This window comes from Streptomyces monashensis (assembly GCF_001866665.1).
Lineage (GTDB): Bacteria > Actinomycetota > Actinomycetes > Streptomycetales > Streptomycetaceae > Streptomyces > Streptomyces monashensis.
On the sequence record NZ_MLYO01000018.1, the window covers coordinates 227896 to 252851 of the forward strand.

27 protein-coding genes are annotated in these 24956 nt (G+C 68.9%); 12 read left to right on the forward strand and 15 right to left on the reverse strand.

The features are described from left to right. Nucleotides 1-15: 15 nt before the first annotated feature. From BIV23_RS11165 to BIV23_RS11200, 8 genes are all read right to left on the reverse strand, one after another. On the reverse strand, nt 16-210 hold the full coding sequence (locus BIV23_RS11165) for a DUF1918 domain-containing protein (protein WP_071380712.1): 195 nt from the start codon (nt 208-210) through the stop codon (nt 16-18). A gap of 105 nt (nt 211-315) precedes the next feature. Next, complete coding sequence (locus BIV23_RS11170; protein WP_071380627.1) at nt 316-1599, reverse strand: site-specific integrase; 1284 nt, start codon at nt 1597-1599, stop codon at nt 316-318. After that, nucleotides 1599-1781: a helix-turn-helix domain-containing protein gene (locus tag BIV23_RS11175; RefSeq protein ID WP_071380628.1), complete on the reverse strand. Its 183-nt coding sequence runs from the start codon at nt 1779-1781 to the stop codon at nt 1599-1601. The genes BIV23_RS11170 and BIV23_RS11175 overlap by 1 nt, the downstream gene beginning before the upstream one ends. Next, nucleotides 1778-3265, reverse strand: a complete 1488-nt coding sequence (locus BIV23_RS11180; protein WP_071380629.1) for a replication initiator — start codon at nt 3263-3265, stop codon at nt 1778-1780. The genes BIV23_RS11175 and BIV23_RS11180 overlap by 4 nt, the downstream gene beginning before the upstream one ends. 140 nt (nt 3266-3405) lie before the next feature. Next, nucleotides 3406-4110, reverse strand: a complete 705-nt coding sequence (locus BIV23_RS11185; protein WP_071380630.1) for a DUF2637 domain-containing protein — start codon at nt 4108-4110, stop codon at nt 3406-3408. A gap of 50 nt (nt 4111-4160) precedes the next feature. Beyond that, on the reverse strand, nt 4161-5576 hold the full coding sequence (locus tag BIV23_RS11190; RefSeq protein ID WP_079173077.1) for an FtsK/SpoIIIE domain-containing protein: 1416 nt from the start codon (nt 5574-5576) through the stop codon (nt 4161-4163). Further along, nucleotides 5573-5785, reverse strand: coding sequence for a hypothetical protein (locus BIV23_RS11195; RefSeq protein ID WP_071380631.1), 213 nt, complete (start codon nt 5783-5785; stop codon nt 5573-5575). Before BIV23_RS11195 ends, BIV23_RS11190 begins: the two co-directional genes overlap by 4 nt. Next, entirely contained in the window at nt 5782-6132 is a 351-nt protein-coding gene (locus BIV23_RS11200; RefSeq protein WP_071380632.1) for an SCO3933 family regulatory protein, read from the reverse strand. The genes BIV23_RS11195 and BIV23_RS11200 overlap by 4 nt, the downstream gene beginning before the upstream one ends. 171 nt (nt 6133-6303) lie before the next feature. On the opposite strand from BIV23_RS11200, the gene BIV23_RS11205 reads away from it, so the two are divergent. Next, a complete protein-coding gene (locus BIV23_RS11205; protein ID WP_071380633.1) occupies nt 6304-6783 on the forward strand; it encodes a GntR family transcriptional regulator in 480 nt (159 codons plus the stop codon). A 1008-nt stretch (nt 6784-7791) separates the two neighbouring features. Here BIV23_RS11205 and BIV23_RS11210 read toward each other — a convergent pair. From BIV23_RS11210 to BIV23_RS11220, 3 genes are all read right to left on the reverse strand, one after another. Beyond that, a complete protein-coding gene (locus BIV23_RS11210; protein WP_071380634.1) occupies nt 7792-8628 on the reverse strand; it encodes a protein kinase domain-containing protein in 837 nt (278 codons plus the stop codon). Nucleotides 8629-8698: 70 nt separating this feature from the next. Beyond that, nucleotides 8699-9142: a glycine-rich domain-containing protein gene (locus tag BIV23_RS11215; RefSeq protein WP_071380635.1), complete on the reverse strand. Its 444-nt coding sequence runs from the start codon at nt 9140-9142 to the stop codon at nt 8699-8701. Nucleotides 9143-9392: 250 nt separating this feature from the next. Next, nucleotides 9393-9635 (reverse strand): hypothetical protein, encoded by a 243-nt coding sequence (locus BIV23_RS11220; RefSeq protein ID WP_071378489.1) that lies wholly within the window; start codon nt 9633-9635, stop codon nt 9393-9395. Between the two features lie 107 nt (nt 9636-9742). On the opposite strand from BIV23_RS11220, the gene BIV23_RS11225 reads away from it, so the two are divergent. The 3 genes from BIV23_RS11225 to BIV23_RS49565 all read left to right on the forward strand — a co-directional run bounded on the left by BIV23_RS11225 (nt 9743) and on the right by BIV23_RS49565 (nt 11527). Then, nucleotides 9743-10486, forward strand: coding sequence for a helix-turn-helix domain-containing protein (locus BIV23_RS11225; protein ID WP_071380636.1), 744 nt, complete (start codon nt 9743-9745; stop codon nt 10484-10486). A 2-nt stretch (nt 10487-10488) separates the two neighbouring features. Further along, complete coding sequence (locus BIV23_RS11230; protein WP_071380637.1) at nt 10489-10959, forward strand: NUDIX domain-containing protein; 471 nt, start codon at nt 10489-10491, stop codon at nt 10957-10959. Between the two features lie 193 nt (nt 10960-11152). Further along, nucleotides 11153-11527, forward strand: coding sequence for a hypothetical protein (locus BIV23_RS49565; RefSeq protein ID WP_143079069.1), 375 nt, complete (start codon nt 11153-11155; stop codon nt 11525-11527). 298 nt (nt 11528-11825) lie between these two features. Here the strand turns inward: BIV23_RS49565 and BIV23_RS49570 are convergent, their stop codons facing one another. The 3 genes from BIV23_RS49570 to BIV23_RS11240 all read right to left on the reverse strand — a co-directional run bounded on the left by BIV23_RS49570 (nt 11826) and on the right by BIV23_RS11240 (nt 14098). Beyond that, on the reverse strand, nt 11826-12008 hold the full coding sequence (locus BIV23_RS49570) for a hypothetical protein (RefSeq protein WP_143079070.1): 183 nt from the start codon (nt 12006-12008) through the stop codon (nt 11826-11828). A 644-nt stretch (nt 12009-12652) separates the two neighbouring features. Next, nucleotides 12653-12919: a hypothetical protein gene (locus tag BIV23_RS11235; RefSeq protein WP_071380638.1), complete on the reverse strand. Its 267-nt coding sequence runs from the start codon at nt 12917-12919 to the stop codon at nt 12653-12655. 144 nt (nt 12920-13063) lie between these two features. Continuing rightward, complete coding sequence (locus BIV23_RS11240) at nt 13064-14098, reverse strand: sphingomyelin phosphodiesterase (RefSeq protein ID WP_071380639.1); 1035 nt, start codon at nt 14096-14098, stop codon at nt 13064-13066. Nucleotides 14099-14394: 296 nt separating this feature from the next. Here BIV23_RS11240 and BIV23_RS11245 point away from each other — a divergent pair, with 296 nt between their 5' ends. The 8 genes from BIV23_RS11245 to BIV23_RS11280 all read left to right on the forward strand — a co-directional run bounded on the left by BIV23_RS11245 (nt 14395) and on the right by BIV23_RS11280 (nt 24184). After that, a complete protein-coding gene (locus BIV23_RS11245) occupies nt 14395-15267 on the forward strand; it encodes a DUF2797 domain-containing protein (protein WP_079173079.1) in 873 nt (290 codons plus the stop codon). A 142-nt stretch (nt 15268-15409) separates the two neighbouring features. Continuing rightward, nucleotides 15410-15778 carry an antibiotic biosynthesis monooxygenase family protein gene (locus tag BIV23_RS11250; protein ID WP_071380640.1) on the forward strand — a complete coding sequence of 123 codons (369 nt, stop codon included), beginning with the start codon at nt 15410-15412 and terminating at the stop codon, nt 15776-15778. 107 nt (nt 15779-15885) lie between these two features. Further along, the gene (locus BIV23_RS11255) at nt 15886-16626 is read left to right on the forward strand and encodes a response regulator transcription factor (RefSeq protein WP_071380641.1); all 741 of its coding nucleotides are present in this window, start codon (nt 15886-15888) and stop codon (nt 16624-16626) included. Beyond that, nucleotides 16623-18308: a sensor histidine kinase gene (locus BIV23_RS11260; RefSeq protein ID WP_079173080.1), complete on the forward strand. Its 1686-nt coding sequence runs from the start codon at nt 16623-16625 to the stop codon at nt 18306-18308. Before BIV23_RS11255 ends, BIV23_RS11260 begins: the two co-directional genes overlap by 4 nt. 14 nt (nt 18309-18322) lie before the next feature. Then, on the forward strand, nt 18323-19744 hold the full coding sequence (locus tag BIV23_RS11265) for a bifunctional glycosyltransferase family 2/GtrA family protein (protein ID WP_071380643.1): 1422 nt from the start codon (nt 18323-18325) through the stop codon (nt 19742-19744). Beyond that, a complete protein-coding gene (locus tag BIV23_RS11270) occupies nt 19741-21903 on the forward strand; it encodes an ArnT family glycosyltransferase (protein WP_079173081.1) in 2163 nt (720 codons plus the stop codon). Before BIV23_RS11265 ends, BIV23_RS11270 begins: the two co-directional genes overlap by 4 nt. Before the next feature lie 61 nt (nt 21904-21964). After that, entirely contained in the window at nt 21965-23368 is a 1404-nt protein-coding gene (locus BIV23_RS11275; RefSeq protein WP_071380644.1) for an MFS transporter, read from the forward strand. Between the two features lie 54 nt (nt 23369-23422). Continuing rightward, the gene (locus tag BIV23_RS11280) at nt 23423-24184 is read left to right on the forward strand and encodes a TetR/AcrR family transcriptional regulator (protein WP_071380645.1); all 762 of its coding nucleotides are present in this window, start codon (nt 23423-23425) and stop codon (nt 24182-24184) included. 281 nt (nt 24185-24465) lie between these two features. Here the strand turns inward: BIV23_RS11280 and BIV23_RS11285 are convergent, their stop codons facing one another. Then, on the reverse strand, nt 24466-24936 hold the full coding sequence (locus tag BIV23_RS11285; protein WP_071380646.1) for a PPOX class F420-dependent oxidoreductase: 471 nt from the start codon (nt 24934-24936) through the stop codon (nt 24466-24468). Nucleotides 24937-24956: the final 20 nt, after the last annotated feature.

Consider the following 24956-nt stretch of genomic DNA (forward strand, 5'->3'; position numbering starts at 1 on the left):
GGGTCCGAGCGCTGCCTAGGCGTCTTCTGCGATGTGACGGACGACGGTGTCCGGGCCTGGACTCATGAGTGTCTCGTGCCCGTCCTCGAAACGGACCCGGTAGGGAGGCGTCCCATCCGGCCCGAGCACCTCGATGACCTCTGCCTGGCGATCTTGCTGCCCCACCGTTCGACCATGGACAAGAATCCTGTCACCAACCATGGCACGCACGCTCTCCACCCTTCTGTCGCGCTGTCCTCCACAGCCCTTCCCACGAATCGCCGGGTCGGAACGAGGGGCGCCGTCAGTTCGACCTAACCGGTGAGTGCGGGTTGATCAAACGGCTACGAGGACGCCGCCCGCGCCGTCGTCATCGTCCGGCCTGCTGTCGTCACCCCTGAGCGCGTCCCCGACGCGGTCGAAGGCTGAGCGCTGGGAGTCCAGCCGTACGAACGTGTAGATGTCCATGGTCACGCGGATGGAGCTGTGGCCCAGGACTTCCATGATCATGCGGGCGTCGGCTCCCTGTTCGTGGAGGAGCGAGGCGCAGGTGTGGCGGAGGTCGTGAAAGCGGACCTTGCGGACGCTGGCACGGGCGCACAGAGCCTCGAAGGACCGGTTCAGGTTGCGCGGCTCGATGGGAGTCCCGTTCTTCGTGGTGAAGACGAGGCCTTGTCCTGTCCCCTTCCAGCTCACACTGGCGGCCTTCCGATCGGCTATCTGCTGGGCGCGCTGGGCACGGAGCGCGGTCACGCACTCGGCCGGCAGGGCGACGCGGCGGGCCGATCGCTGAGTTTTCGGCGCGACGATCAGCAGTTCGCCGCCGACCCGCTGTAGGGCCTGCCGGACGGTGAGGACGCCTTCGTGAAGATCCACGTCCGACCAGCGCAGCCCCAGCACCTCACCCCGCCGCAGACCGATGCGCACAGCCAGCTCGTACGCGGCCCATAGCCGGTTGTCGCGGGCCGCCGACAGGAGCTGACGCCCCTCCTTAGCGGTGAGAGGTTCGATCTCGCGCTGCGTTCCCATGCTCAGCTCCACGTTCCGGGCCACGTTCCGGGGTAGCTCGTCCTCACGTACGGCGTGCTGGAGGGCGGCCCGAAGGATCACCAGCAGGAAGCGCACGGTCCGGTCGGAGGGAAGCTTCTTGCAGCATTTGCCGAGGGCGCAGCAGCGCCGCTTGTGCTCGGGCCGCTTCTTGTCTTTGCCCTGCGCGCAGCACTGGCAGGTGGCCGCCGTCTTGGTCAGGAAGGCCCGGATGTCTCGGGCGGTGAGCCGGGTCAGCTTCTTCTTCCCGAACTCGGACGTGACGTAGTTGCGGACGAGCGATTCGTAGTTGACGTAGGTCGTCCGGCGGACTTTGCCCTTGGCGACGTTCGTGAGCCAGTACGTCAGGTACTGGGCGACGGTCATCTTGCTGGTGGCGACCGGGAGGCCGTTGAGGGAGTCGGCCTTGAGCCTGGTCAGCTTCTCGTGTGCGTCGTCCCAGGTCTTGCCGTAGACGCTCCGTCGCTTGTACGTGCCGTCCGTCGTCAGCACGTACGCACTGCCCTCCCAGCGGCCATCCTTCCGCTGGTAGATGGTGCCTTCGTTGTTGGCGTTCTTCTTCGGCTTGGCCATCAGGCGGCTTCCTGTTCGGTGCGGAGAGATACGTAGGCGTCCACGGCTGCTTCGCTGATGCGGCGACAGCGGCCGATCTTGAACGAGGCGAGTTCGCGGGAGCGGATCAGGTCGTGGACCTTCCAGCGGCTGATGCCGAGACGCTCGGCGACCTCGTCCACGGTGAGGACGGCCGACGTCATGAAGGCACCAGTCCTTCCTGCTTGAGGCGTTGGGCGTGGGCGATGTCGTGGCGGACCTGGGCGGCGAGGAGTTCTTCGCCGGGGCGGTAGCCGCTGCTGAGGTAGGTCCAGGAGGAGGCGGTGACGAGGGTGGTGTTCTCGTCGGTGGTGGGGAGGCCGGCGCGGGCGCGGGCGGCTTCGGCCTGGGCGAGGCGCCAGGCGCGGCGTACGTCGCGGAGTGCACCGAGAGTGGTGGAGTAGGCGCGGGACTTGCTGGAGAAGTGACCGCGGAAGCCGAGCATGTGGGCCCACTTCCAGAGCTTGAGTTCGGCGAACTCCGGCAGGTGGCCGAGGGCCCAGGCTGTGCGGATCATCTGCCGTACGTGCTGCTGGACGGGCAGGGCCTTGATGGGTTCGGCCTGTCCGGTGCCGTCGCAGTCAAGGCATCGGTCGTGGAAGCGGTCGGGGCCGCGTACGTAGCCGCGTCCGGCGCAGGGGCGGCAGATCAGGGTGCGGTCGACGGTGCCGGTGCCTTCGGCGTTCTTGGTCGCGTACTTGGCGATGTATCCGGCGACCTTGGCGTCTGTGTACTCGGCAACCCTGGCGTCGGTGAGTTCGCCGTCGCCCAGGGCCGAGATGGGGTCGACTTTGAACCGGCGGCCCCAGGCGATGACTCGTTCGCCGATTGCGTCCGACTCGACGGTGAGCCGGGCTCGCTTCCGAGCCAGGCCCACGGCGGTTTTCAGGGCGTCGAAGGTGGCCCAGAGAGGGGGCGCGCTGGTGTGGCCGTCGGGTCCGTCGAAGCGGATCACGGCGTGGAAGTGGACCAGGCCGCGCTTTTGGTACTCGGCGACCTTGGCGAAGGAGACGCGGAGGGCGGTGTTCAGCGCCTTCTGCGTCATGCCGAGGTGTTCGGCCAGGGCGCGGCGTAGGTAGGTGGTGAAGCGTGCCCAGAGCTGTCCGGCGTGCGCGTTCCAGAGCACGGCCCCGGCGTAGTCGTAGGTGGATGGGTTCAGTGGGGTGCCGAGTTCGGGGGCGTCTTCGGCGTGGGTGTCGCCGCAGGCGCAGGGCCGGGGTTTGCCCGCGTCGGTGGTGGGGCGGTTGTGAACGGGGCCGAAGGAGGGGGCGGTGAGGGTGACGAAGGCGCGGGGGTGGTCGCGGACGGTTGCGGCGACGTTCTTGCCGCCGGACAGTCCGGCCTTGATGAGGTGGTAGGTGTCGGCGGCGTAGACGCGGGAGCAGGCTGGGCAGCGGGAGGCGCGGCGGTTGCCGCAGACGGTGAGGAGGCGTCCGGAGGGCTCGTCTTCGGAGCGGTAGGAGCGGACGACTTCCTTCGTGGCCTGGTCGGTGGTGGTGGTCCAGCCGTGGAGGTTGACGGGGTGGGTGCAGCCGCGCAAGTTGCGGACCTGGTCGGTGACGCGGTCGAAGTCGTGGGTGTTGGCCAGTTCGATCAGGTCCCGCAGACCGGGGCTGATCACATGGCGAAGATCCGATTGGGGGCGCATCAGTGGTGCGGTCTCCCTTCTGGCACGAGGGTGGGGCCTGCGGGCAGCAGCGATTCAGTGCGCTCGGGCTGCTGCCCGCAGGGCATGACGAGGTGGGCCCAGGGGTGGGAGGTGCCGGGAGGCCGGCGGAGGGTGCGGCCCTACAAGGCGGCGTGGAGGGCGGTGGCCATGGGCAGGCCGATGCCGAGCCGCGTCTTGAGCTGGGCCGCTGTGATGGGTTCGCCGTGCTCGGTGTGGTGGAACGCGGCGATCGAGCGTGCTTCGGCCAGCAGGGGTTCAGGCACCTTGACCGCAGGCGCGGCGGGAGCCGGGGCGACGAGGGGAGCGACCGGCACGGAGTTCTGTTCTGGCGTGACGGGCAGTGCCCTGGGTGCAGCCGGGGCGGGCGTCGTGTCGGCTTCCGGCCCTGTCTCGTCCGGCGCGGAGTCCGGATTGGCCGGGCGGGCGACCGTGTGGAAGGCGCGCAGGAGCTGCGGGCCGACAGCGCCCCAGCCGAGTAGGAGCAGCGGGGCCACGGCGTCCACGGCGGCACGGCCGTAGTGTCCGGCGACGATCGGTTCGGCGACGTTGAGCGCCAGGGTCAGCAGTCCGGAGAAATGCATGAGCCGGGTAGCCGCCGTCATCTGTTCGGCAGATAGACCGTGAAGGGAGAGGTAGCGCAGGGCGACCAGGAGGCCGACCACGGACAGATCCACCATCGGGGCGATGAGCGGCGCGATCGGGGCGGGGACGCCCAGGCGCAGGGCGAGAGACCAGACGTTGCCGAAAGAGAAGACAAACGCCAGCGCGGCAATGACGATCATGACGGCGGTGATGGTGCGCTGAGTGATCCGGTCCTCTGTCATGGGTGTTCACCTCCTCTCGGGTGGGCCGTGGCTGTGCAGTGCCGGGGTGGTCAGGCCGCTTCGGTGTCGGCCTTGATGAGGTCCACGTCCCCCATGCGAGGGCCGAGGACGGCTTCGAGGAGGGCGTAAGGGTCGGCGGTGAGGCTCGCGGTCTCCTCGGCGATGCGGGCCGCGTCCGCGTCCGGCACGTATGGCGTGCGGATGCGGGTGAAGCCGGGTTGGGACTGGTGGTTCATGGACGCGACGCCGACATAGGTGGGGTCCTGGAGGTTGATCGGGTTGGCGTCCGGCCATTCCCGGATCTCTTCGCCGAGCGCGGCCACAGCGGCTTCGGCGGTCTTTTGCGCGAAGCTCAGGCCCACGGGGCACACATCTCGGATGAAGGTCGGGATCGCGTCGCCTGTGGACTTCTGGGTGGTGAGGATGACGAGCAGGCCCACGGAACGGCCCTTCTTCACCAGGTCTTCGACGAGCCGGGCGTTTTCTGCGGCCAGCGCGGCGAGCTTCTTGGTCCTCGGGTCACTGCCCTTGTGGTCGCGGAAGTAGGTGTGGGCTTCGTCGATGATCAGCACGACCAGCGGCCAGCGGTCGGACGGGCCGACGTCCCACATGGATTTCACACCGAGCACCGAGCGCACCGAGGCCGATCGTGCACGGCGAAGTTCCACGAGGTGACGGAACAGCTTGTTGGCTTCTTCCAGGTCATCGCCGACGAAGGCGAACATGCGCTGCACCCAGTCGGCGTAGTCGCCCTCGTACGCAGCCGAGACCTTGCCGTCCGCACAGGCGAACTGCACCGCGGGCGAGGGTGCCCAGTCCGACAGAAGGCGGTTGACCAGGCTGGTCTTTCCGTAACCGGGCAGGCCGGCCACGGTCACGCCGGGTACCTGCGTGAGGTCCACGGACACCGGCTGGGCGTACTCGTCCACACCCAGGTCCCACCGAGCCGTTTCATCCGGCACGTCACCCGTGGGCTGGTGCTCGGTGGGGAACTTCAGCGGATCGAGGCGCACGCCCCGGATGAGGACCTGCCCCGGCTTGTCCTGGGTGACCGCCACTCGTGTGCACCGCCAGGCGTCAGCCAGATGTGGGGCAGCCTTCTGGAACTGTTGGAGGCCCACGCCGGGCAGGCATCGCGCTCGTGCGATCACTCCGTACGCGTCGTGCGTCACCCGCAGGGCGGGTATGAGGATACGGGGCTTGATGGGCTTGCCGTTCGTGTTCGCCAGCGTTGCCAGCGCGGTCGGGGTCTTGTCCGTGACCGACAGCTTGAGCATCGGTGCGAGCCGCTTCCAGCCCCACCGCACACGTACGGCCTGCCGGATGGACTGCCGGGTCATGGTGTCGGCGCGCAGGTAGCGGACTACCCACCACACCGCCCAGCCGACGATCACGGCGAGCACCAGGACGACGAATAGGGGCATGTGGCCGACGGCCCCTTCAGCCAGGGCGTTCTGATCCTTCATGCGTGGTTCTCCGGAGAGTTGTAGAGGAAGGTCACGAGGGCCGATTCGAGGGCCGCCCGATCCGCCGAGGATCCGAGGCGGGGATAGCCGTAGCCGACGAGCACGGCCGCCACCGAGTTCACGAGCGATTCGGTGAACCGGGCATCCGGCCCGGCGTGAGGCAGCGGGTAGCTGCGCTCAGCGCCGAACCGGAAAGCCGTGCCGCTCACGCCGCCTCAGCGGCCGAGGCCACCAGGTCCAGCCGATCAGCGCGGTAGGCGATCCCGTCCGACAGCGAGCCGTTGAAGATCCGCGCCCACGGGGTGGCGAACAGCTCCACCGGCATGACCGGGACACCGGGCCGGAGACCGTTGGGGAGACCAGTCTCCGGAACGGTGATCTTCAGGGCCTCGGCGCGGTCCTCCTCCATGAAGAAGAGGGTGATCGTGTAGAGCTTCGCGCCGGTCTCGCGGTCGGTGGCGAACTGAGTTTTCTCGGCGTCCGCGTACTTCGGCACCGGCAGGGTGCCGACCATGAACGACGAGGTGGGGAGCAGGCCAACACGGATGCGTGCCATGGGAGTTGCGTCCTTTCGGTTGCGCTCCACCAGGGCGGTGGGGCGTGATCTCCATTGAACATAGCTGACCTAGCAGAGTCAAGTGAGTGGAGTGAGCTAGGTGTCATCTGGCATAGGCCACCTATGTCAGTGGGGTGTGCTAGGCGTGCTAGGACTCGATACTCTTGGGCCATGAGCCCCGCGCCAGAGAGCAAGCAGGACCGTCGGCCGCCGTACCAGCACGCTGCCGACGAGCTTCGGCGCGAGATCTTGCAGGGGCGGATCAAGCCGGGCGAGCAGTTGCCGGCCATTCGCGAGCTACAGGAACGCTTTCGCGTGGCCAACATGACCATGAGGTCCGCGCTCAACGTGCTGCGCGATGAGGGCTTGATCTACACGATCCACGGTCGGGGCAGCTTCGTCGCAGACCACGATGGCGGGGGCGAGTTCTCAGCGAACTACAACGCGCCTGCCTGGTACTTGTCGAACAGGGGCGACAAGCCGAGCCGGGCAGAGCAAGCGGAGGGAAGGCCCGACGACGAAGCCGCCAGCGCCACCCTCACCGAAATGCTCACAGCACTACGAGACGAGATCCGTGCCCTCAGTGCTGATCATCAGGAACTGCGGCGTGAGGTCGAGGAGCTGAAGGCTGCCCAGCAGGCGAAGCAGTAGCCCTGAGCTTGGCCACTTCCTTTCGCAACTCTCTGGTCTCCCTGCTGAGGCGACCGACCATGGCCCGCATCTCTTTGATCAGAGCGGTCACCTGTTCTGCGTCCCCGACGTGAATGCTGGTCAACCCCATTTCGCTGTCCGGTATGTGCTCGGCCATCGCTCCTCGTTTGCCGCCGTGCCGTCGTTGCGTAGGTGCTAGCTCGAACCGCCAGGGCACTGCTTGATCGCTTGCCCAACGGGCCCTCTGATGTAGGTCCGGCGCTTGTTCGTCGTGCAGTCGCGTGTCTCTCGTGTTGCCCTGCCCTGCGGAGCTGTTCAGAGTTTCTTTACTGGATCAAGGCGGCCCGCCTACGGCGGCCCGCGCGCGCTGGCGGCCCGTGGCCGCCACCGCTCCATGTCTCCGCCACCGCTCCGGCGGCCCCCCGCCGCTCAGCGCGCAGGATCACCAAGGCGGACAGCCAGAGCAGGAAGCAACCCAACCGCTCCGAGCACCAGGACCAGGCCGACGTACACCAAGCACGACCACGCCACCCAACCGCCCACCGCTCCAGGCCACATGGCCACCAGTACAGGCACAACCAAGCGCACGACGCCGACAAGATCCGTGGCGCGGCGCCCGGTTTGATCACGGTCTGCTGACCGGTCGCGCCATCGCTGAGTGGCTGGCGGGGGCGGAGCGGAGGCGTCTGCGGGCTAAAGATCAAAAGCATGGCAGCGTGGCAGAGGCCGGTGGGGGGTTGCTGCAACACACGTGACGGGTGCTCGTTCGGCGCACCCGCCGTCGTGGCTGACTTTCTGTGGCTCAGGTCAGAACCCCTTTCAAATCGACATCGAAAGGCCGCTGTTGAGGCAGCGCCCGAATCCGAGCACGCCAACGGCCCCGGTACCATCGGCACCGGGGTCCTGATCAGGGCCTCCGCGACCGGACCACCCGGAATGCTGTCTAGGCTGAGGGGTGGTCCGGTTTTTGCGTGTGGTCGACGTTCGCCGTGCGCGGCGTCAGCGGGCTCAGCTCAGGGCTTTACCGACCTCGTAGATCGTTGGCCTGTCCTCGGGGGCATGGCTGAGCATGGCCTCGAACAGCTCGCCCAGTTCGCCTTGCATCTTCACCGGCCGCCGCCTGCCGTCCGCCACGGCTTGCCTCTGCACGGGGCGCGGTGCGTCGTCCGGGTACTCGACCGCCCGCCAGCCCGTGGCGGAGATGAGCAGCGACGCGCCGAGTGCGTAGATGTCGGCTTCTGGTGTGGCCTGCGCCTCTCCGGTCGCGAGCACACTGCGCGAGATCTCCGGCGCCTCGTAGTGGACGAGGCAGCCGCGGAACGGGAAGTCGTACCCCTCGGGCACGTGCCCACCGCGCGCCAAGGCCAAGTCGATGAGGTGGGTCCGTTCCGGCCCGATGATGAAGTGCGCGGGCTGCACATCGCCGTGGGCCCAGCCCTGGGCATGCAGTTCGGCCAGCGCCTCCACACAACTCAGGGCCACGCTGGTGTGCGGCTCGATGCGCGAGTCCGGCGCACGGCAGGGCTCCCACAGCTGGTAGAGATCCGGTCCTTCCCGCCACGGCTGGAAGTTCCAGGTACCGCCGTCCCATTCGCCGTACGCGAAGTCAGGGAACCCGAGGCGGTGCAGCACGGCACCTTCACGCGCGGGTGCCAGCGCCGTCCAGGGCTGGGCGGACCAGTCCGCCGTTGCCTCGATCGGGTAGCCGACCTTCACGGCGTAGGTGCCCCTGTGGCTTTCCACCTCCCAGACCGTGGAGCCCCGGCGATTGAGGACCAGGCGCTGAGCCGTGGGCATGAGTGCGTCGAGCACGACGATCGGCAGTTCAGGGGGTGTCCCGGACAACGTCTGTTCTCCTTCCGGGCGACGCGGCCGACCCAGAGTCGAGGCCGGCCGCGTCGCTGATGTCGTGTTGCTATGCCTGGCCGTACGGTCGACCGCAGTCCGAGTCGCACTGCGCGAGGTTCGTGCCGTCCACGGTCCACAGGTCGTCGAAGACCATGAACCCGGCCGACTTCATCGCGTGCGCGGAGTCGGAGACCTTCTCCGGGTCACGGGGTCCGCCGCCCGGCGTCGGGTTGTGGTGGAGGAAGCGGCCCGCGTTCTGCTCGCAGAGCGCGGCGTACTCCTTCGTGTGCAGGATGAGCGCGTGCAGGCCGAGGTCCACGTCGTCCGACGGGACCATGGGAACGGTGGCGGTTGCCGCAGTGACCAGGAAGGCCACCGCCTGGTCCGCGATCCGTGCCGCCCGCTCGGGTGACTGCCCGTTGTGGACGACCACGAAGCGGGTGAGGCTGTCGAACAGCTCCTCACCAGCCACCGCGCGCCCGGTCCTCTGGTCGTTGGCCGTTGCCGTCATGCGAAAACTCCTTGAGTGTCGCTGTGCTCTGGCACTTACGCCCGCATCGGTCACCTAGGCATGGCCCAGGACAACCGAGTGGGATGGAAGGCCGGCCCCGAACGGGGAAGGGGGAGCCAAGGAAGGTGGCACCCCGTCCGGGGCCAGCCGGTCTACCGGCGGATACCGAGAGCCATGCCGATCACCAGGCCACACGAGCTGCTGATCATGATGATGAACAGAGGCCCCGCATATCGGCCGATGGCGCGCATCACAGCCTGCCCCGGCGGTTGCCGTCCTTGATGGCAAGGCGGGCGCTCAGTTCCTCCCGCGCTGTCGGCGCCACCACGTTGTCCGGCCGGGCGTCCCACTCGACGCCGCCACCGATGGGCCGTATCTGCACCCGGGCGCCGATCTCACCCATGACGACGCCGATTCGTCCGCTGGCAGTGTCCTTCGCCAGTTCACCGATGCCTGGTCTGGTCTGCTGGTTGCTCGCCATGTGCACGAGCATCCTGGCGCCCATGAGGACGTCGGAACCTCCGACAAACACCACTTCAGGACGTCCCGCGTCGGATAGAACGTCCCTAGTGCCGTCCCCGAGTGTTGGGAGAGATTGGGATGCCGAACGAGAGGCTACGTGCTGCCATGGCGGCCGGCGGCTGGACGTACACCGCCCTCGCGGACCGGGTCGAAGTCGACCCCAAGTCCGTCGAACGATGGGTCAATTTGGGGCGTACGCCGCGCCGTGCCACGGCCATGTTGGCAGCGGAAACGCTAGGAGAAGACGTGCACGCTCTATGGCCAGCGCTCCGGCAAGCACGCCCTGCCCGCGCCGTCAGTCCCGAACTTGTGGCTCTCTACGACCAGCGGGCGGACATCCCCGTGTCCGCCTTCGTGGACATGCTGTCCCAGGCTCGCGAGCACATCGACGTGTTGGTGTACGCGGCCGTCTTCCTGCACGAGGCGTACCCACGGCTCAACGACTTGCTGCGAGAGCGAGCCGCCGACGGGTGTGCGGTCCGTATCGCGATCGGCGATCCGGACAGCACGAACGTCCAACAGCGCGGTAGCGAAGAGAGGTTCGGTCATGGGATCGAGTCCCGCTGCCGACTCGCCCTCATGCACTATCGCCCCCTGGCCGAGGTAGCCGGCATCGAGGTGCGGACCCATGCCACCACGCTCTACAACTCGATCTATCGTGCGGATGACCAGGCGCTGGTCAATGCCCATGTTTGGGGCGTGAACGCCTACGGTGCTCCCGTGTGGCATCTTCGGCGCAACGGAGAGGGCGGCATGTTCGACACCTACGCCAGCAGCTTCGACGCGGTGTGGGAGACCGCGACGCCGGTAGGAGAAGACTGACCATGGCACGGACCGAGTACTACGACGACCCGGCGGCACCGGAGCCGAACAGCTTGGTGGTCGCGGCGTCTGCCGTGGTTACCGACAACGAAGGGCGCGTTCTCCTCCAGCGCCGACGGGACAATGATCTCTGGGCGCTACCTGGCGGCGGCATGGAGATGACCGACTCACTCCCGGGAACGGCCGTCCGCGAGGTGAAGGAGGAAACGGGTCTGGACGTAGAGATCACGGGGCTCGTGGGCACGTACACCGACCCTCGCCACATCATCGCCTACTCGGACGGTGAGGTGCGCAGACAGTTCAACGTCTGCTTCACCGCCCGTGTGGTGGGCGGCCGACTCGCAATCTCGGACGAGTCCACGGAGCTGCGTTTCGTCCAGCCAGAGGAGATCGACCAACTGCCGATGCACCACACGCAGCAGCTCCGGATCCGTCACTTCCTGGAACACCGTGAGCGGCCCTATCTTGGCTGACCGCGTAGGCCCGCGGTGACGGCACCGCTCGCTCTGTGGGTACATGCTCGGACAAGCTCGGCTGTTCCCGAGAGCTCCCAGCCCGGGAGCGTGGGACGCATACCCGGCAGTGTCATGCCCGACTCGGTGAGTTGACGCGCAAGAGGGGCTAAGCTAGCGGCACTTGAGTGCTTGAGCTGCCGCAGGGGGACGAGTGACCCATTTGATCATGGCGCTCTACGGAGCTGTGGGCGGTCTGCTTATCGCAGCCTTGGGCCTTTTTCGTTATCTGAAGAAGGAACAGATGTGGCCCTGGTTCGCCGACGGTGGAGTGTCATTCTCCGTGTGGATATCGATAGAGATTCTCAGAGTGTCCATCGGGGCGGGGGTAGCTTGGGTGCTGGCCATAGCTGGCCCATTCAGCGTATTTGGCGCCATCGTTGCTGGGGCTGGCGCGCCAGCCATTCTTGATAAATGGGAGAGGAATTCACCTGCGCAAGCAGTGCCAGAGGAATCCGAGATGGGGTCCCCAGTCAATAATGGCGGCACGGGGGTTGTGAATATTGCGGGAGGGCAGAGCGATGGCTGATCAGCTACTTGCACAGGTTCTCGATGCGGTAACTCACAGTGGTCCTAGCTATAGAGTGGCACGGAAGGCCGAACATTCCTCACGGATGCGCGCAAATGCTATATTGAACGCTCTAACTCATAGCGGACCGAGCTATCAAACCGGGCTGCAGAAACGGGTAAGCCTCTCCGAGGCCTTCCGTGAGTTCGAGGCAGAGATGCCGGAGCACCAGGCGCGTCTTCAGGCTTTGAATGTATCCATCGACTCCTATATAAATCAGATGCCGACAGCCTTGGAGGATTCACAAAGAGTGGAATCACTACTTGGTGGATTGATGGATCGGATTGATGCGCTGGAGGAGTTTTACCGAATCGATGGCAAATATTGCCAATCTGTCCTGCGCCTTCAGCGAGCAACTCCCCCATTTAACTTCCGACTGCAATGGGTCGCGCATTGGCACCTTATTGGTACGGTGCGGCGTGGCCGGAAAATACATCGTCACGCCATCAAGGTTCGCAAGCTCCAGAGCCTTCTAGCGAGAGAGGGTGCGTCTACGTCCACATCCTTCCGATCTGCCGCCAGTTCCTTCCTCATCTCTTGGAAATTGCAAGAGTGGGATTTGGCGAGCCTGCGAGGAAGTTCCCTCTAGGTACTTCCAATTCCGGAACTCTTCGCACGGACCACTTGCTGAGGGCTGTTCGGGAAGTCGGCGAAGTCTCAACGACCGGGTGGAGCCCCCTGGCGGAGCGCCCACGACGGGCCAAGCCGCATCGCGGCAGCAGTTGCTCCACCTCGGCCCACCTCCGGAGCGGTCGGTCCAAAAACCTGTAGAGAAAGTCGTAGCTCTCAGCCGGGCTGGGCCTGAAGTCCTGCGAAGACTGCGAGTCGGCGCTTGTCGGGGCCACCGTTCAGAGCTGACGGCAACGCTGACGGCAACGACGGCACATAGAGGCTGTTGATCACGGCCTTCAGCTATCAGCCGGGAGGAAGGCGGAGCCCCCGCCAAACAGCCTGCCCGATCCTACGGATCAGAAGGTTGCAGGTTCGAATCCTGCCGAGTGCACAACAGATCAGAGGCCCTGTGGAGAGATCCACAGGGCCTCTGGCTTTTGCAGGGAATGAGTGGGGGACCCGGACGCCCCGTCGTCACGCCGGGGCGATGAAGCCCCGGTCGGTGAGCCACCGGTCCAGCGAGTTGCGTTCGACCTCCCGGAGGGCCCGCGCGGTGTCGGACCTGCCGGGTCTGAACGCGGCAAGGGTGCGGTTGGCGGCCCACATGCGGATCTGGGCGACGGTGAGCGGGTCGAGTTGTCCGCTGTCGCGCCAACGGGGGCCGGCCCCGTCGTCCACGGGCAGACTCCGGTCGAAGAACTCGTCGATCAGGCCGTGTGCCTGGAAGTCGCGGTCATCCATGACGACCTCCCTTGCCGATCCGTCCAGCCTGGTCGGCCCCGGCCCGGGGCGATAGGGCCGAACGGCACCCCCACAGGGCCGAACGGTCACCGGCACCAACGGGACGCCGGCGGCCCCGGAGAGTTCCGGGGCCGCCGGCGCGCTCTAGTTCAGCTGGAAGGTCGCCTCGACCGGGTAGTGGTCGCTGGGGGCGTCGGTGTCGGTCTGGCCGGTGGTCCAGCCGGACTGGGGGTCGAAGTCGACCTTGACCGTGGACATCGCGGCCGGGACCGGACGGCCGGTGGCGTTCAGGTAGCCGATGTAGTCGAGGTCGTCGCGGTAGTCCTTCGGGAAGGACTCGACGCCGGACATGTACTGGCACCAGGCGGAGACCGGGCAGTCCATGGTCCGCAGGGTCTGGGAGGAGTCGGTGGCGGGGGTGCCGAGGACGCCGTTCACCGCGCTCTGGGCGGCCGCATAGTCACCGCGCGACCGGCCCCCGTAGTACTCCACGTTCATGTCGCCGCCGATCAGCACCGGGCCGCTGGTGCCGGCGATGCCGTCCGCCCAGGAGCGGATCTCCTCGAGCTGGGCGAGACGGGTGGCCTGGGTGGTGTCGGTGGAGGTGTCGGACTCGTCGGCCTGGAGGTGGGTGCCGACGACCCAGCTCTTCACCCCGCCCTTGTCGATCTGTGCCAGCGCCGCACCCTTGTCGGCGTGGTAGTCCCAGGTGCCGTAGGTCGAGTTGCTGAAGACGTGGGCGTACTGGGCGGTGATCGGGTACTTGGAGAGGATCATCGTGCCGCCGTTGATGACGAACGGCGAGTTGGAGCAGTCGCCGCTGATGCCGTTCCAGCCGCCGCCGGAGCACGTCTGGCCGACGACCGGGGTGTGGTACGGGTACAGGTCGGCGAGCTTGCCGGTGATGTCGGCGGTCGAGGTGTTGTTGAAGTCCTCGTCCAGCACGACCACGTCCGCGCCGTGCTTGCGGATGATCGACTCGATGACCGGGGTGCGCTGGGCCGCCTTCTCGTTCTGGGTCGTGTCGACGATCGGGGTGCCGAGGTCGACGTTCCAGGCGAACACCGACAGGTCGGTGCCGGTGGCCGCGCTCGCGGCGGGGGCCGTGTAACCGCCGGCGCCGAGCAGCAGGGCCGCCGCCGCGGAGGTGAGGGCGGTAGCGGTACGACGCGAGACCATGCGCTCTCCAGGAGGAAGTGGGAGGAGGCCCCGGCCGGCCGGTGCGTGGCCGACGAATGGGGCGCGTCCATGACAGCGCGACAGACTCTAGGTACTCGCCGGTACGGCGGAAAGGACATCGACGCGAACAGTGATGGATCGATCCGTGGAGAAAAGGTGTCTGGACAAGTCGGGGGTGTGGGAGCCGATCCGTCCGGTTGTCGCGGGGAAGGCCGCTCGCACGGTGTGCGCACCGCGTGCGGTGGCGTCGGCCGCTCCCGGCCCGCTGTCAGACCCTCCCCCTACTCTCGGGAGGGATGGCACGTGAATGGAGATGCTCGGGACTGCGCTGGTCGGCGGACGGGCCGGTGCTGGTCTGGGACGGTGGGCGGCGCAGCGCGCCGGCGTGGGGGAAGCGGGTCGCCTTCGCCGTGCCCGAGGGCGGGGTGCGGACCTGCGTCGGGGCGCGGGGGAACGGCTGCCCGGTGCGGGCCGGCGTGCCGGGCAGGAGTACGGGGGCCCGGTGCGAGGAGTGCGCCCGGCTGGACCGGGCGCACTCCGTGGCCGCCGACACGATCGCCGACGACCCCCGGCCGTACCGGGTGTATCTGGCGTGGTTCGGGCCCGGGCTGGTCAAGGTCGGGATCACCGCGGCCGAGCGCGGGGACGCCCGGCTGCTGGAGCAGGGTGCCGTCTGTTTCAGCTGGCTGGGCACCGGCCCGCTGATGGCCGCCCGGCGCACCGAGGAGCTGCTGCGGGCCGCGCTGCGGGTGCCGGACCGGATTCCGTACGCCGAGAAGCGGGCGGTGCGGGCGGCGCTGCCGAAGACCGCGGCGGAGCGCGCCGCCGAGGTGCGGGAGCTGCATGCGCGGGCCGTGGCGCTTCCGGCGTGGCCGGAGTCGCTGCGGGCCGCCGAGTGCCGAGTCACCGATCATCTCGGTGTGTTCGGGCTCGACCGGGCGCCGGGTGCGTTCGGCGAGGTCGTGGAGCTGGCGCCGGGCGGCGCCGTGAGCGGGGAGCTGGTCGCCGCCGTCGGACCCGATCTGCATCTGGCGGTCGGCGGGCGCGGGGTCGTCGTGCTGGACACCCGGCTGATGGCGGGCTGGGGGCTGGTGCCGGGCGAGGCCCAAGAGCTCCGACTCGGGTTTCCCGTACGGGAGTTCAGACAGGAGCCGGAAGGGTTGTTCTGACCGACCGTAAAGAAACGACCGTAAAGAAACGACCGTAAAGAAACGACCGTCAAGAAAAGACCGTAAAGAAACGGATCCCGGACGGATCCCCTTCGGCAAGATCCATGGACACGCGGCAGGGCGTTCGCCGACGGTTGTCGTCATGAGCGAACAACCGGACACCACCGTCGTTCCCACTCCCGCCCACGAACCCCCTTACTACGCCGTCGTGTTCACCTCCGTACGCCGCGACGACGACGAACCCGGCGCGTACGAGCGGACCGCGGCCCGGCTCTCGCGGCTCGTCCGGCAGATCCCCGGCTTCCTCGGGGAGGACTTCGCCCACAGCCCCGGGCCGGGCGGACTCGCCGTATCCGTGGCCTACTTCCGGCATCTGGCCGGCCTCGAGCGGTGGCGGGACCATCCCGAGCACCTCGACGCCAAGCAGCACGGACGGGATCGGTGGTACGAGCGGTACACGATCCACATCGCCCGCGTCGAGCACAGTCACGCCTTCGCACGGGCGGCCTGACGCCGGGGCGCTTCCCAGGTGCCGCCTGAGAGCCGCCTGTGAGTTTCTCAGGCAAATCACAGATTGCGGAAAGCGTCTTCTCAGAGGGCCCGGACAGGGTGTGCACCATGACCACGACCTCGCCCCAGGGGCGCACCGAACTGCTGAGGCCGGACGGGAGCCCCGTCCGCGTGCTTGTGGTGGACGACGAGTTGTCGATCACCGAACTGCTGAGCATGGCCCTTCGTTACGAGGGCTGGCAGATCAGGAGCGCGGGCGACGGGCAGGGCGCGATACAGACCGCCCGGGAGTTCCGGCCCGACGCCGTCGTCCTGGACATGATGCTGCCCGACATGGACGGGCTCGCCGTCCTCGGCCGGCTGCGCCGCGAACTGCCCGACGTGCCCGTCCTGTTCCTGACGGCCAAGGACGCCGTCGAGGACCGGATAGCCGGGCTCACCGCGGGCGGGGACGACTACGTCACCAAGCCGTTCAGCCTGGAGGAGGTCGTGGCGCGGCTGCGGGGGCTCATCCGCCGGTCCGGTGCCGCCGACCGGCGGTCGGACTCGGTGCTCGTCGTCGGGGACCTGACTCTGGACGAGGACAGCCACGAGGTGTCGCGGGCCGGTGACAACATCCACCTCACCGCCACCGAGTTCGAGCTGCTGCGCTTCCTCATGCGCAACCCGCGGCGCGTGCTCAGCAAGGCGCAGATCCTGGACCGCGTGTGGTCGTACGACTTCGGCGGGCAGGCCAATGTGGTCGAGCTGTACATCTCGTACCTGCGGCGGAAGATCGACGCCGGACGCGAGCCGATGATCCACACGCGGCGTGGGGCCGGCTACCTCATCAAACCCGCCGTGTCATGAGCAGGCGACGACGGCCGGCCCCGCAGAGGAAGCAGCAGCAACAGGGCCAACGGAAGCGGCGGACGCGGCGAGCCGGGCAGCCGCGCACTCTGCGGACCCGGCTCGTCGTCGCGTCGGTGGTGCTGATCGCGGTGGTGTGCGCGGTGATCGGTACGGTCACCACGCTCGCGCTGCGCCAGCATCTGTACCAGCAGCTGGCCGGCCAGGTGAGCGACATCGGTCTGCGCGCGGTCGGCCATCCGCGGCTGCCGGGTGGCGACGGGAACCTGAGCGGTCCGGGCGGCCCGGACTCCTCCCCGGCGGACAACGCCACGCCGGACGAGAAGGTCGACAACCTGCTCACCAAGGGGCCGACGCAGGCGAAGACCATCGCCGCGTACGTGCGGAACGGCTCGATCGTGAGCGCGGCCGTCTCGGAGCAGCAGAACTACACCACCGGCTTCTTCAAGCGGATGAAGGCCGACGGTCTGAACACGGCGCAGAGGAACGCCCTCGGCTCGGTGTCCAAGGACCGCGACGCGCACGTCGTGGAGATACCGGGGCTCGGGGACTACCTCGTCGAGTACATGAAGAGCCGGGACGGCAGTGACGCCTTCTACGTCGCCCTGCCGACCCAGGACGTCGACGACAACATCAACACCCTGGTCCTGATCGAGATCAGCGTCACCGTGGCCGGTCTCGTGGCCGCCGGTATCGCCGGGTACGTACTGGTCGGCATCGCCACCCGCCCCCTGCGCAAGGTCGCGGGCACCGCCACCCACGTCTCCGAACTCCCGCTGCACACCGGCGAGGTGAGGCTCAGCGAGCGGGTCCCGGAGTCCGAGTGCGATCCGCACACCGAGGTCGGCCAGGTCGGCGCCGCACTCAACCGCATGCTCGACCATGTGCACGGCGCCCTGCACGCCCGGCAGCAGAGCGAGATGCGGGTACGGCAGTTCGTCGCCGACGCCAGCCACGAACTGCGCACGCCGCTCGCGTCGATCCGCGGCTACGCCGAGCTGACCAGGCGCGGACGCGAACAGGTCGGGCCCGACACGCGGCACGCCCTCGGCAGGATCGAGTCCGAGGCGGGCCGGATGACCCTCCTCGTCGAGGACCTCCTGCTGCTCGCCCGGCTCGACGCCGGACGGCCGCTCCAGTTCGAGCAGACCGATCTCGTCCCGCTCGTCGTGGACACCGTCAGCGACTCCCGCGCGGCCGGCGCGGACCACAACTGGCGCCTCGACCTGCCCGACGAACCCGCGCTCGTGTCGGCGGACGCGGCACGCGTCCAGCAGGTGCTGGTCAACCTGCTCGGCAACGCCCGCAAACACACGCCACCGGGGACGACCGTCACCGCGCGCGTGCAGCGGCGCGGACCCTGGATGTGCGTCGACGTCGAGGACAACGGGCAGGGGATTCCCGCCGAGTTGCTGCCGCACGTCTTCGAGCGGTTCGCGCGCGGCGACTCCGCGCGCTCGCGCGCCACCGGGTCCACCGGGCTGGGGCTGGCCATCGTGCAGGCCGTCGCGACCGCGCACGGCGGTGCGGTGACCGTGGACAGCGTGCCCGGGCGGACCGTGTTCACCGTGCGGCTGCCGGCTCGTGCTCCGGCCGTCCCCCGGCCGGCCCCCGAAACGGACCGGCAATCGCACTCACAGGCACAGCACAGTGCCACCACATGGGTGCGACAGGGGGCCTGAGTTGAGTCGGTCCCATGCGAACCGACTCTTCTCCCGGCACTCTGCCGGCGCGGGAGCACCTCCCGGCCGCGGACGCCGGTACGCCTGTCCTGGACGTAGTGATCCCCGTCTACAACGAGGAGAAGGATCTCCAGCCGTGCGTCCGTAGACTGCACGACCACCTCAAGCGCACGTTCCCGTACGCGTTCCGCATCACCGTCGCGGACAACGCGTCGACGGACACCACTCCCCAGGTGGCGGCGCGCCTGGCACGGGAGATCCCCGAGGTCAGCAACTTCCGTCTGGAGCAGAAGGGCCGCGGCCGGGCCCTCGCGACCGTGTGGTCCGCGTCCGACGCGCCGATCCTCGCCTACATGGACGTCGATCTGTCCACCGACCTCAACGCCCTGCTGCCGCTGGTGGCACCGCTGATCTCGGGCCACTCCGACCTCGCGATCGGCTCCCGGCTCGCCCGCAGCTCGCGCGTGGTGCGCGGCCCCAAGCGGGAGTTCATCAGCCGCACCTACAACCTGATCCTGCGCGGCTCGCTCCAGGCCCGCTTCTCGGACGCCCAGTGCGGCTTCAAGGCCATCCGGCGCGATGTGGCCCAGGTGCTGCTGCCGCTGGTGGAGGACACCGGCTGGTTCTTCGACACCGAGATGCTGGTGCTCGCCGAGCGGGCCGGCCTGCGGATCCACGAGGTGCCGGTGGACTGGGTCGACGACCCCGACTCCACCGTGCACATCGTGCGGACCGCGACCGACGACCTCAAGGGCGTCTGGCGGGTCGGCAAGGCCCTGGCCACCGGTTCGCTGTCGCTGGACCGGCTCGCCCGGCCGTTCGGCGACGACCCGCGCGACCGGGACATCCAGGACGTGCCCAAGGGCCTGGCCCGCCAGCTCGTCGGCTTCGTCGCCGTCGGCGTCCTGTCCACCCTCTTCTACCTGCTGCTCTACAGCCTCTTCCGGCAGTTCTCCGGCTCCCAGACCGCCAACGCGTTCGCCCTGCTGGTCTCGGCGGTCGCCAACACGGCCGCCAACCGGCGGCTCACCTTCGGAGTGCGCGGCCGGGGCGGCGCCGTCCGGCACCAGGCGCAGGGCCTGGTCGTCTTCGGCATCGGCCTCGCCCTGACCAGCGGCTCGCTGGCCGCCCTGAACGCGGCCGGCCCCAGCCCGGCGCACTCCACCGAGCTGGCGGTGCTCATCGCCGCCAACCTCGCCGCGACCGTGCTGCGCTTCCTGCTCTTCCGCGCCTGGGTCTTCCCGGACCGCGGCGACTCCGGCCCGGGTTCGGGCCCTGGCTCCGGCTCCGGTTCGACCGTGGTCGCCGGGCACACCCCCTGCGCGCCGCTGCCGCACCAGCAGTCGTACGAAGCCGGGGACGGCACCTGGCGGGACGCCACCATGCGGGTGCGGCCGGTGCGCCCCCACGACACCGAGCCGAGGGACCCCCGATGAGCGTCGACCGGCAGAGCGGTACGGCCGCGTGGCTGCCGTCCGCCACGGCTCCCCCGCCGGCCGCGCGGGCCGGTGAGCCCCGGCGGCCCTTCTTCCGCGGACTGTGGCGCGGCCGGCCCGAGGACCCGCGCTGGGCGCGCCCGGCCCTCCTCGGCCTGCTGGCCGCCACCCTGGTCCTCTACCTCTACGGCCTCAGCGCCTCCGGCTACGCCAACTCCTTCTACTCGGCGGCCGTCCAGGCGGGCAGCAGATCCTGGAAGGCGTTCTTCTTCGGCTCGCTGGACGCGGGCAACGCGATCACCGTGGACAAGCCGTCGGGGTTCCTGTGGCCGATGGAGCTGTCGGTGCGGATCTTCGGCCTGAACTCATGGGCGATCCTCACGCCCGAGGTGCTGATGGGCGTGGGCTCGGTCGCGGTGGTCCACGCGGGCGTACGGCGCCGGTTCAGCCCGGTCGCCGGCCTGATCGCGGGCGCGGTCCTCGCGCTCACCCCCGTCGCCGCGCTGATGTTCCGGTTCAACAACCCGGACGCGATGCTGGCCCTGCTGATGGCGCTGGCCTGCTACTTCGTCGTACGGGCCGTGGAGGACGGCCGGACGAGGTGGCTGGTGTGGGCCGGGACCGCGATCGGCTTCGCCTTCCTCGCCAAGACGCTGCAGGCGTTCCTGATCCTGCCGCCGCTCGCGATCGTGTACGCGGTGTGCGCCCCGGTCCCGGTGCGGAAGCGGTTCGGCCAGCTGGCCGCCGCCACCCTCGCGCTCGTCGTCGCGGGCGGCTGGTGGGTCGCGATCGTCGAACTGTGGCCGGCCTCCTCGCGGCCCTACATCGGCGGTTCGCAGAACAACAGCTTCCTGGAGCTGACCTTCGGCTACAACGGCCTCGGCCGGATCAACGGCGACGAGACCGGCAGCGTCGGCGGCGCGGGCGGCACCGGCCAGTGGGGGGAGACCGGCTGGGAGCGGATGTTCAACTCCGAGATCGGCAGCCAGATCTCCTGGCTGCTCCCGGCCGCGCTGATCCTCCTGGCCGCCGGTCTGGTGGCCACCCGCAGGCTGAGGCGCACGTCCGTCACCCGGGCCTCGTTCCTGGTCTGGGGCGGCTCGCTGCTGATCACCCTGGTGGTCTTCAGCTACATGGCGGGCATCTTCCACCAGTACTACACCGTGGCCCTCGCCCCCTACCTCGCGGCCGTGACCGGCATGGGCGCCGGGCTGCTGTGGGAGAAGCGGCAGGAGCTGTGGGCGTCGATCACGCTGGCCGCCTCCGTCGTCGCGGCCGCGGTCTGGGGCTACGTCCTGCTCAACCGCACCACCGACTACCTTCCCTGGATGAAGTGGCTGGTGCTGATCGGCGGTCTGACCGCCGCGCCGGGCCTGGTCCTCGCGGGCCGGATCTCCCGGCGACTCGCCCTCGGGGCGGCGGCGGTGGGCCTCGTGGCCGCGCTCGCCGGTCCGACGGCGTACACCCTCAGCACGGTGGGCTCCGCGCACACCGGCTCCATCCCGACGGCCGGTCCGGCGGGCGCGAGCACGATGGGCTTCGGCGGCGGTCCGGGCGGCGGCAAGGGCGGCATGCGCGGCGGTTTCGGCGGCGGCATGCCCGGCGGGCAGGGACAGCAAGGTCAGCAGGGCCGGAACGGCAACGGCTTCCCGGGCGGGGGAATGCCGGGCCGGAACCAGCAGAACGGCAACGGCGGCACGCGGGGCCCGGGCCGAAGCGGCAACGGCTTCCCCGGCGCGGGCCGGACGGGCGAGGGTGGCATGGGCGGCGGCATGGGCGCCGGCGGCCTGCTGAACGGCGCGAGCGTCTCCTCCGCCGCCAGGAAGCTGCTGGCACAGGACGCCTCGACGTACACCTGGGTCGCCGCGTCCGTCGGCTCCCAGAACGCGGCCGGTTACCAGCTCGCCACCGGTGATCCGGTGATGGCGATCGGCGGCTTCAACGGCACCGACCCGTCCCCGACTCTGGCGCAGTTCGAGAAGTACGTGGCGGACGGCAGGATCCACTACTTCATCGCCGGCGGTGGCATGGGCGCCGGCCTGGGCACCAGCAGCAACGGCGCCGCCTCGCAGATCAGCTCGTGGGTCCGGAAGAACTTCACGAAGGTGACGGTCGGTTCGGCCACCTTCTACGACCTCACACAGAAGAAGAACGGCTGAGCGAGCGGCCGGCCGAGAAATGTGTCGTACACCGTATAGTGACTGCTATACGGTGTACGACATGTCCACCTCCCAAGGCCACCAAGGTCGCCAGGGCCATCCGAAGCGGTGGCTGATCCTCGGCGTCATCTGTCTCGCACAGCTCACCGTGCTGCTCGACAACACCGTCCTGAACGTGGCCATCCCCTCGCTGACCCGCGAGCTGCACGCGGCCACCTCGGACATCCAGTGGATGATCAACGCGTACTCCCTGGTGCAGTCCGGTCTGCTGCTCACCGCGGGCAGCGCCGCCGACCGCTACGGCCGCAAGAAGATGCTCATCGCCGGTCTCGCCCTGTTCGGGATCGGCTCGCTCGCGGCCGGACTCTCCCACTCCACCGGGCAGTTGATCGCCGCGCGGGCCGGCATGGGCATAGGCGGCGCGCTGCTGGTGACCACCACACTCGCGGTGGCGATGCAGATCTTCACGCCCGAGGAGCAGCCCAGGGCGATCGGCATCTGGAGCGCGGTCAACGCCCTCGGCTTCGCGACCGGTCCGCTGATCGGGGGTTTCCTGCTGGGTCACTTCTGGTGGGGCTCGATGTTCCTGGTCAACATCCCGGTCGCGGCGCTGGCCCTGGTCGCCGTCGTGGCCCTCGTACCGGAGTCGAAGAACCCCCGCGGGGACCGTCCGGACCTGTTCGGCGCGCTGCTGTCCACCGTCGGCATGGCCGCGGTCGTCTTCGCGATCATCTCCGGCCCGCTCCACGGCTGGACATCGCCGCGGGTGCTCGCCACCGCGGCCGTCGCGGTGCTGGTGCTCGGGGCCTTCGCCCGGTGGGAGAGCAGGGTCGAGGAGCCGATGCTCGACCTGCACTTCTTCCGGGACCGCCGGTTCACGGGTGCGGTCGCGGGGGCCGTACTCCTCAGCTTCGGCATGACCGGTTCGCTGTTCCTGCTCACCCAGCACCTGCAGTTCGTGCTCGGCTACGAGCCGTTGGAGGCCGGGCTGCGCACCGCTCCGCTGGCGCTGACGGTCGTGCTGCTCAACTTCACCGGTGTCGCGGCGGAGTGGTCCACGAGGCTCGGCACCCCGGTGTCGATCGCGCTCGGCATGGTGCTGATGGCGGCGGGCCTGGTGACCATCGCCGAGATCGACACGAACGGCTATGCCGGTACGCTGCTGGGCCTGCTGCTGATCGGCGCGGGCTGCGCGATCGCCAACCCGGCGATGGCCCACGCCATCATGAGCGCGATCCCGCCGGAGAAGGCGGGCGTGGGAGCCGGGATCAACGGCACCCTCGCCGAGTTCGGCAACGGTCTCGGCGTGGCCGTTCTGGGCGCTGTCCTCAGCTCGTCCGTCGCGTCGGGGGCGTCCTTGTCCTCTGGCCTGGGCGCCGGTCAGCTGGTGGGCGCGGTGGCCGTGCTCGCCGGAGGGTTCGTGGCGGCGGGGCTGCTGCGCAGGGCGGAGCGGGTGGCGGTGTAGGCCGCGCCCCTAGAGTTGGACCACTTGGCCGAAGTCGCAAAGGGAGAGGCGCCGATGGTGGAGCAGGGTGCGCGGTCGGCGCGGGGCAGCGTGTGGTTCCAGGGGGAGAAGGCACAGCGCAGCGGACGCGGCGGCCAGCCCTCGGGGCTGGACCGCAAGCGGATCACCGACGCGTCCGTACGGCTGCTGGACGCCGAAGGGCTGGCGAAGTTCTCCATGCGGCGGCTGGCCGCCGAGCTGAACGTCACCGCGATGTCCCTGTACTGGTACGTCGACACCAAGGACGACCTGCTCGAACTCGCCCTGGACGCCGTCTTCGGGGAGCTGCCGCTGCCTGATCCGGACGCCGGGGGCGAGGACTGGCGCGAGCAGTTGCGCGCGCTGGCCACCGAGTACCGGGCCCTGCTGGTACGGCACCCCTGGCTGTCGCCGCTGGCGGGGAGCTATCTCAACATCGGCCCGAACTCACTGGCCTTCTCCCGCGTGGTCCAGCGGGTCGTGCGCCGGGCCGGGCTGCCCGCGCACGGCGTGATGGGGGCGATCTCGGCGGTCTTCCAGTTCGTCTACGGCTACGGCACCATCGAGAGCCATTTCAGCGCCCGGATCGCGGACACGGGGCTGAGCGCCGACGAGTACTACGAGCAGGCCATGGCCAGGGTGGCCGAGACCCCGGAGACCGCCGGGGCCATCGAGGAGTCCAGGGACCTCGTGGCGGCCCGCGGCGGTGACACGGTCGCCGAGATGCTGGACCGCGACTTCGCCTTCGCTCTGGACCTGCTGATCGCGGGCATCGAGGCGATGGTCAACCGCGGCTGACCCCCCTCCTCACCCCTCACCGACCAACCGCGCCGGAAACCCCTCGGTCGTCTCGAGGCCCTGGCGGCCGGGGGCGGGCGGTGTCTAATCCTCGCCGACCAGCCGTGCCGGGAATCCTCCGGTCGCCACCGGGCCCCAGCGCTCGGGGGTGACGCGGATGATGGACTTGCCCTGCTTGACCATCGCCTGGCGGGCCCCTTTTGTCGGCGCCTCTCGCACTGCTTCGCAGGCTTCGAGGCGCTGCGCCGGACTCCGTCCGTCGAGGGTCGGGCGGGCGGTGTCTATTGGTCGCTGGCCAGCCGTGCCGGGAATCCTCCGGTCGCCACCGGGCCCCAGCGTTCGGGGGTGACGCGGATGATGGACTTGCCCTGCTTGACCATCGCCTCCCGGTATTCGTCCCAGTCGGGGTGTTCGCCGGCGATGTTGCGGTAGTACTCGACGAGCGGTTCCACGGAGTCGGGGGTGTCGATGACCTCGGCGGTGCCGTCGATCTGGACCCAGGGGCCGTTCCACTCGTCGCTCAGGACGAGGAGGCTGACCCGCGGGTCGCGCTGGGCGTTGCGGGTCTTGGCGCGCTCGGGATAGGTGGAGACGACGATCCGGCCCGCGTCGTCGACCCCGCAGGTCAGCGGGGAGGCCTGCGGCCCGCCGTCGGCGCGGCGCGTGATGAGCAGCGCGCGATGGCGGGGGCGTACGAAGTCGAGCAGTTCGGCGAGCGATACACGGGTGTTGGTCGCGATGTTCGGTGCCATGACGAGTCAGCCTAGGGGCA